At 64.0% G+C, this 5,056-nt stretch carries 6 protein-coding genes; 2 read left to right on the top strand and 4 right to left on the bottom strand.

Going from position 1 to position 5,056, the window contains the following annotated elements:
- Positions 1–618, bottom strand: a 618-nt coding sequence (locus Y707_RS0117715) for an FAD-dependent monooxygenase (protein WP_026536062.1), incomplete at its 3' end; no start/stop codon positions are given.
- 128 nt (positions 619–746) lie between these two features.
- Positions 747–1,172, bottom strand: coding sequence for an IclR family transcriptional regulator domain-containing protein (locus Y707_RS27235; protein ID WP_081744980.1), 426 nt, complete (start codon positions 1,170–1,172; stop codon positions 747–749).
- A 56-nt stretch (positions 1,173–1,228) separates the two neighbouring features.
- Between Y707_RS27235 and Y707_RS0117725 the strand changes: the two genes are divergently transcribed.
- Together Y707_RS0117725 and Y707_RS0117735 are read left to right on the top strand one after the other, a co-directional pair.
- Entirely contained in the window at positions 1,229–1,972 is a 744-nt protein-coding gene (locus Y707_RS0117725) for an SDR family oxidoreductase (RefSeq protein WP_026536063.1), read from the top strand.
- A gap of 95 nt (positions 1,973–2,067) precedes the next feature.
- Positions 2,068–2,523, top strand: coding sequence for a hypothetical protein (locus Y707_RS0117735; protein ID WP_026536064.1), 456 nt, complete (start codon positions 2,068–2,070; stop codon positions 2,521–2,523).
- Positions 2,524–2,597: 74 nt separating this feature from the next.
- Here Y707_RS0117735 and Y707_RS0117740 read toward each other — a convergent pair whose 3' ends face one another.
- Both Y707_RS0117740 and Y707_RS27240 read right to left on the bottom strand, forming a co-directional pair.
- Complete coding sequence (locus Y707_RS0117740) at positions 2,598–3,854, bottom strand: M20 family metallo-hydrolase (protein WP_026536065.1); 1,257 nt, start codon at positions 3,852–3,854, stop codon at positions 2,598–2,600.
- A partial coding sequence (locus tag Y707_RS27240; protein WP_081744981.1) for an amidohydrolase occupies positions 3,851–5,056 on the bottom strand: 1,206 nt, incomplete at its 5' end. The genes Y707_RS0117740 and Y707_RS27240, both read right to left, overlap by 4 nt.

Below are 5,056 nucleotides of genomic sequence, written 5' to 3' on the forward strand. Positions count from 1 at the left end.
GTAGATGAGCTCGGCTGCACTGGGCGGTGCTTCGGCAAGTATGCCGAACCAAGCGAAGGGGTACTGGATGAAGTAGTCCTTGCGGTGTTCGGCCGGGATGCTCTTCTTGCAGATGCCGCCGGAGCCGTCAGAGCCGACGACCACCTCGCAGTGGAGCTCCCAAGGCTGCCCGTCGACGTCGGTGAAGCGGATCTTGGGGGTGTCGGTTTCCAAGTCCAGCACGCTGGTGTCCGATGAGCTGTAGCGGATGTCCCCGCCGGTGCGATCACGTGCTTTTGAGAGGTCGACGAATACTTCATTCTGCGGATAAAGCCACACGGATTCGCCCACCAGATCCTGGAAGTCGACGCGGTGGTTCTGTCCGTTGAATCGCAGCTCGATGCCGTCGTGCCGGTGGCCCTCACGCAGCACCCGGTCCGAGACGCCGGAGTCAACGAGCATGTTGACGCTGCCGTGTTCGAGGATGCCGGCACGCTGTGTGGTGCGGATGGTCTCGTGGCTGCGAGCTTCGACGACGGTGGAGTCGATCCCCGAGGTGTAGAGCAGATGAGAGAGCGTGAGCCCGGCCGGACCTGCGCCGACGATGCCGACCTGTGTCTTGACGATTCTGCGTTTCACCAGCTGGTTCTCCTCCAAGAATTATGAGCGGTACTCCATCAGTGTGAGGACTAGCACAAGCCGGCGCGAGCGGCATTCTCATTGAATGCGAAAGGTGACCAACGCCGTCGTACTTCTATTAACCATTCTCACGCGACGGCGCGGGCAATGCCACGGGCCGCCGTCATCAATGCCGGTACGGTGGCCGGAATGTTTTCTTCTCCGGCAGCGACGACGACGCCGAGGGCTGCGTTGATTTCCTGCCGCCGCCCCAGTACGGGAACAGTGATCCCGCTGGTGTCCGCGACGACGTAACCGGCCAATGCCGCGAATCCGGATTGGCGGACACCGGCCAGGTCACGGCGCAGTTGCCGGGCGCCGAGCGTTTCAGCGTTACGCTCCAGGTACGCTTCCTGGACTGGTGGTAGTGAATGCGCCAGCAGGACCAAGCCCGACGACGAGATGTGCACTGGCAATCTGCCCGCCACCTTCGCCTCGTTGACGACGGACTCCCTGCTGGAGAGCCGTTCGACGAGCCGGCGAATCATGGAGTTTCCGGAGGGGGAGTTGGCCATGCCTCGATTATGCCGGGTGCGCCGTCGGAGCAGGTGACACTCGATGAAAGGAAACCATGGAAACGATTCTCGTCACCGGCGGAACCGGCGGACTGGGGTGGCCAACCGTAGAACAGTTGAACGCGCCGGGGCGGGATGTGCGCGTCCTTAGCCGCAAGCCGGGGCCGGGCCGGTACGTCGGCGATCTCGGCACAGGCAGTGGGCTGGCCGCTGCCCTCGATGGCGTGGATACCGTGTTACATCTGGCCACCAGCCGCGGAATCAAAGACTCCGCGCAAACCCGGGTGCTCCTGTCAGCGGCACGGGCCGCGGATATCCGCCACATCATCTACATCTCCATCGTCGGGGTGGAGAAGATTCCGTACTTTTACTACCGGAACAAGGTGGAATGCGAACGACTGATCTCAGAGTCGGATATCCCGTGGACAATACTGAGGGCGACGCAGTTCCATCACTTCGTGGGCGGCTTCTTTCGCTCGCAGCGGCGCCTCCCGGCGCTGTTCAGCCTCGATGTTCCGGACCAGCCGATAGCCGTGGAGGAAGTGGCCGCCCGGCTGGTCGAACTGACTGGGGCATCTCCCGCCGGCCGCGTCCCGGACATCGGCGGACCTGAATGTCTGCCGCTGAGCGAACTCGGCAGGCAATGGCAGCTGGCCCACGGTACGAAGAAGCGGCAATGGACTCTGCATATCCCGGGGAAAACGATCCGCCCCTTTCAGGCCGGGCATCATATGACGCCCTTACCGGGAGCAGGCCGAAAATCCTTCGCCGAGTACGCGGCCGAGGAGGCAGGGCGATGACGACGACGTTACGCATCGGAGTGGCCCTACTGGCCGTCGCCGGGCTCGTGATCGGCATCTTTCGGCGCCTTTCGTAGCCGATGTACAGTTCAGTCATGGAGCCGGGGTTTTTGCCGCACATCGATGAGCATGCGATTGATATCGCGGCCAGCCCCGATGCGGTATGGCCGGCAGTTATCCTGACCATACAAAGAGCCTTTTCCGGGGCGGCGGGGAAGGGGTTGGCGCGTTTGCTCGGCTGCGACTCCACAGGAGTTTCTGACTGCTCACTTGTCGTCCTTGGCAACACATTCCCTGGTTTTAAAGTCGAGGCGATTGAACGGCCGAAGCTGATCGCGTTGACCGGTCGGCACCGGTTCTCCGAATATGCACTCATTTTTCGAATCGACGAGATCGGTGGGCGTACCCGGTGCAGGGCTGAAAGCCGGGCGCGCTTCCCCAACTGGTACGGTCGGCTTTACCGGGCAGCCGTCATCGGCAGCCTCGGCCATCAGATCCTGGTGCGCCGAATGCTCCGCGGCATCAGAAGAGCCGCAGAGCAAACGACTTAGCTCTGCCGAACGGTGAATTGGCGAGAGATCGAAGGTGCCCGGTCACTGACCGGCTTGCCCGGCTGGCGGGTCGATTATCGCTGAACGAATTCGCCGTCGAGGATCCGGCGCGTGACTTCGGTGAGCAGATCGACGCCGGCGAGCATGTCGGCGTCGTTGGTGAACTCGCGCTCGTTGTGGGAGATGCCTTCGGCGCTGGGCACAAAGAGCATGATGGTTGGCACGATGTCTTTCATATTGGTCGAATCGTGCCCGGCCAAGGTGCGGACGACGCCGTGGGACAGGCCCAGAGCGTCGGCGCTGGCCGCGGCCAATTCCATCCCGGCAGCGTCGTATGCCTTGGCGGCCCAGACATGTTCGGCGCCGCGTTCTATCCGGACGTTGGCTGACTGTTCGATCTTGGCGACCCGGTGGTGTAACTCTGCGTCGGCAGCGGCGAGGACGTCCGGGTCGGTGCTGCGGACATCGACGAGCAGATTGACCCTGCTGGCGACGACGACCGGCGAGTTCGGGAAGACGTTGAGTTCGCTGCAGGAGGTGATGACCATGTACTCGTCGGTGCTGAACCGGTTGGCGATGTCGCGGGCGGCGACGACGAGTTCGGCCGCTCCGAGCAGGGCGTCGTGGCGGTCGGAGATCACTGTAGCTCCGGTATGGGCCTGCTCGCCATGCACCACGAATTCGTACTTGTTGGCGCCCCAGGTCGATTCGACCAGGCCGATGGTGAGCCCGTCGTCCTCGAGGGACCTGCCTTGCTCGATGTGAATCTCGACGTAGGCGGCGACATCCAGGGTGAAATCACCGTGCGTGCCGATCGCCTCCAGCGCGGTGGCAACGGAAACGCCCTGCGGATCGGTGGTGGCGAGGGCATGTTCTGCCGGGAGCTCGCCAGTGAACACTGAACTTCCCATCATGGATGGCTTGAACCGGCAGCCCTCCTCGTTGAACCAGTTGACGACGGCGATATTGAAGGTAGGCGTTTCGCCGGAGGCTTCGATGCGCTCCTTCAGCCGGATGCCGGCGTGGGCTCCGGCCAGTACTCCATAGGCGCCGTCGAAGCGTCCGCCGAGCGGCTGCGAGTCAAGGTGCGAGCCGAGCGCGATGAAGGGTGCACCGGGGGCCAGTTCCAGTAGCGCAAACTGATTGCCGACGACGTCGTAGCGAACCTCGAAGCCGTGACCCTCGACCAGCCCGCGGAACCAGTTACGGGTCTGCCCGTCGGCGACAGTCGCCGCCTGCCTCTCGACTCCGCCACCCAATGTCGCACCAAAAGTGCTCATCGAGCGGAAGTCGGCCAGGAAAGCTTCGCCTGCGGTGGTCGTCTCGGTCATGCTGGTACTCCATTCAGCTCAATATCGGTCTCCGCCGCAACGCGCTCGTACGTGAAGCGGCCGCCGACGATAGTCGCCAACACTTCCAGTGAGGCGATGTCCGGCGTGGTCAAAGGCGAACCGGAGAGCACGGCGAAATCGGCCAGTTTGCCGGTGCGCAATGTGCCCCTGTCCGCGGAGAGCCCGGTTGCCTGGGCGGCCCAGTCGGTGTAGGTGCGCAGGGCCTCTTCCGGGGTCAGTCTTTCGCCGGCTCCGCCGAGCACCCTGCCCTTTTCGGTGGTCCGGTCCACCCAGGACTGCATGCCCCTGCGGACGTTGTTGTCCGCGACGGGCAGGTCCGAACTTCCGGCAACCAGGATGCCGGCGTCGACCAGTGAGCGGCCGCGGTATAGCCAGCTCTCGCGTTCAGGGCCGACGAGGTGGGCGAACTGATCACCGAGCGGCCCTATGAACGCTGCTTGCGGGGTAACTGCGATACCGGCCTTGGCCACGGGTGCGAGTTGGTCCGGCCGGGCGATTCCGAAATGCTCGATGCGGTTGGGCAGGGCGTTGGGCCCGTAGCGGTCCTGGCAATCGATAATGATCTCTGTGGCCAGGTCGATGGCGGCGTCACCGATGGCGTGCAGCGCAATTGGCCAACCAGTTCGGTAGGCGCCGGCGACGCGCTCGCGGAAGCTTTCGGCGTCGTCGAGCAAGTAGCCGGTGTTGTGCGGATGTCCACAGTAGTCCTCGGTAACGGCTGCGGTAGCCCCGAGCAGGGAACCGTCGAGGAATACCTTCACCGGGCCGAGGGATACCCAGTCATCGCCGAAGCCCGCCAAGAGTCCCAGATCCAGGCCGCGGCCGGTATCTTCGCCGTGCATGTCCTCCGCGGCGGCGGTCAGCGGGTGCAGCGCGTCCAGCGCCGGCATCAACTGGGCGCGGGCCTTCAGCCGGCCGGTGCGGTGCGCAGTCTGATACGCCTGCAGCTCGATAGGACTGTGGCCGATCCAGCCGCCGCCGATGCCTGCTTCAGTGAAACTGGTGATGCCTTCGGCCGCGTAGCGGGTCGTCGCCGCGTCGAGCGCCTGGACGATCTGCGGAACCGAGTAAGGCAACAGCAGGTTCTGGACCAACGCCTGGGCGGACTCCTCGATCACGCCGGTCGGCTTGCCATAGTCGTCGCGCAGCACCGCCCCGCCCACCGGATTCTCGAAGTCCGG

Source organism: Arthrobacter sp. H14, assembly GCF_000520495.1.
GTDB lineage: Bacteria > Actinomycetota > Actinomycetes > Actinomycetales > Micrococcaceae > Arthrobacter_C.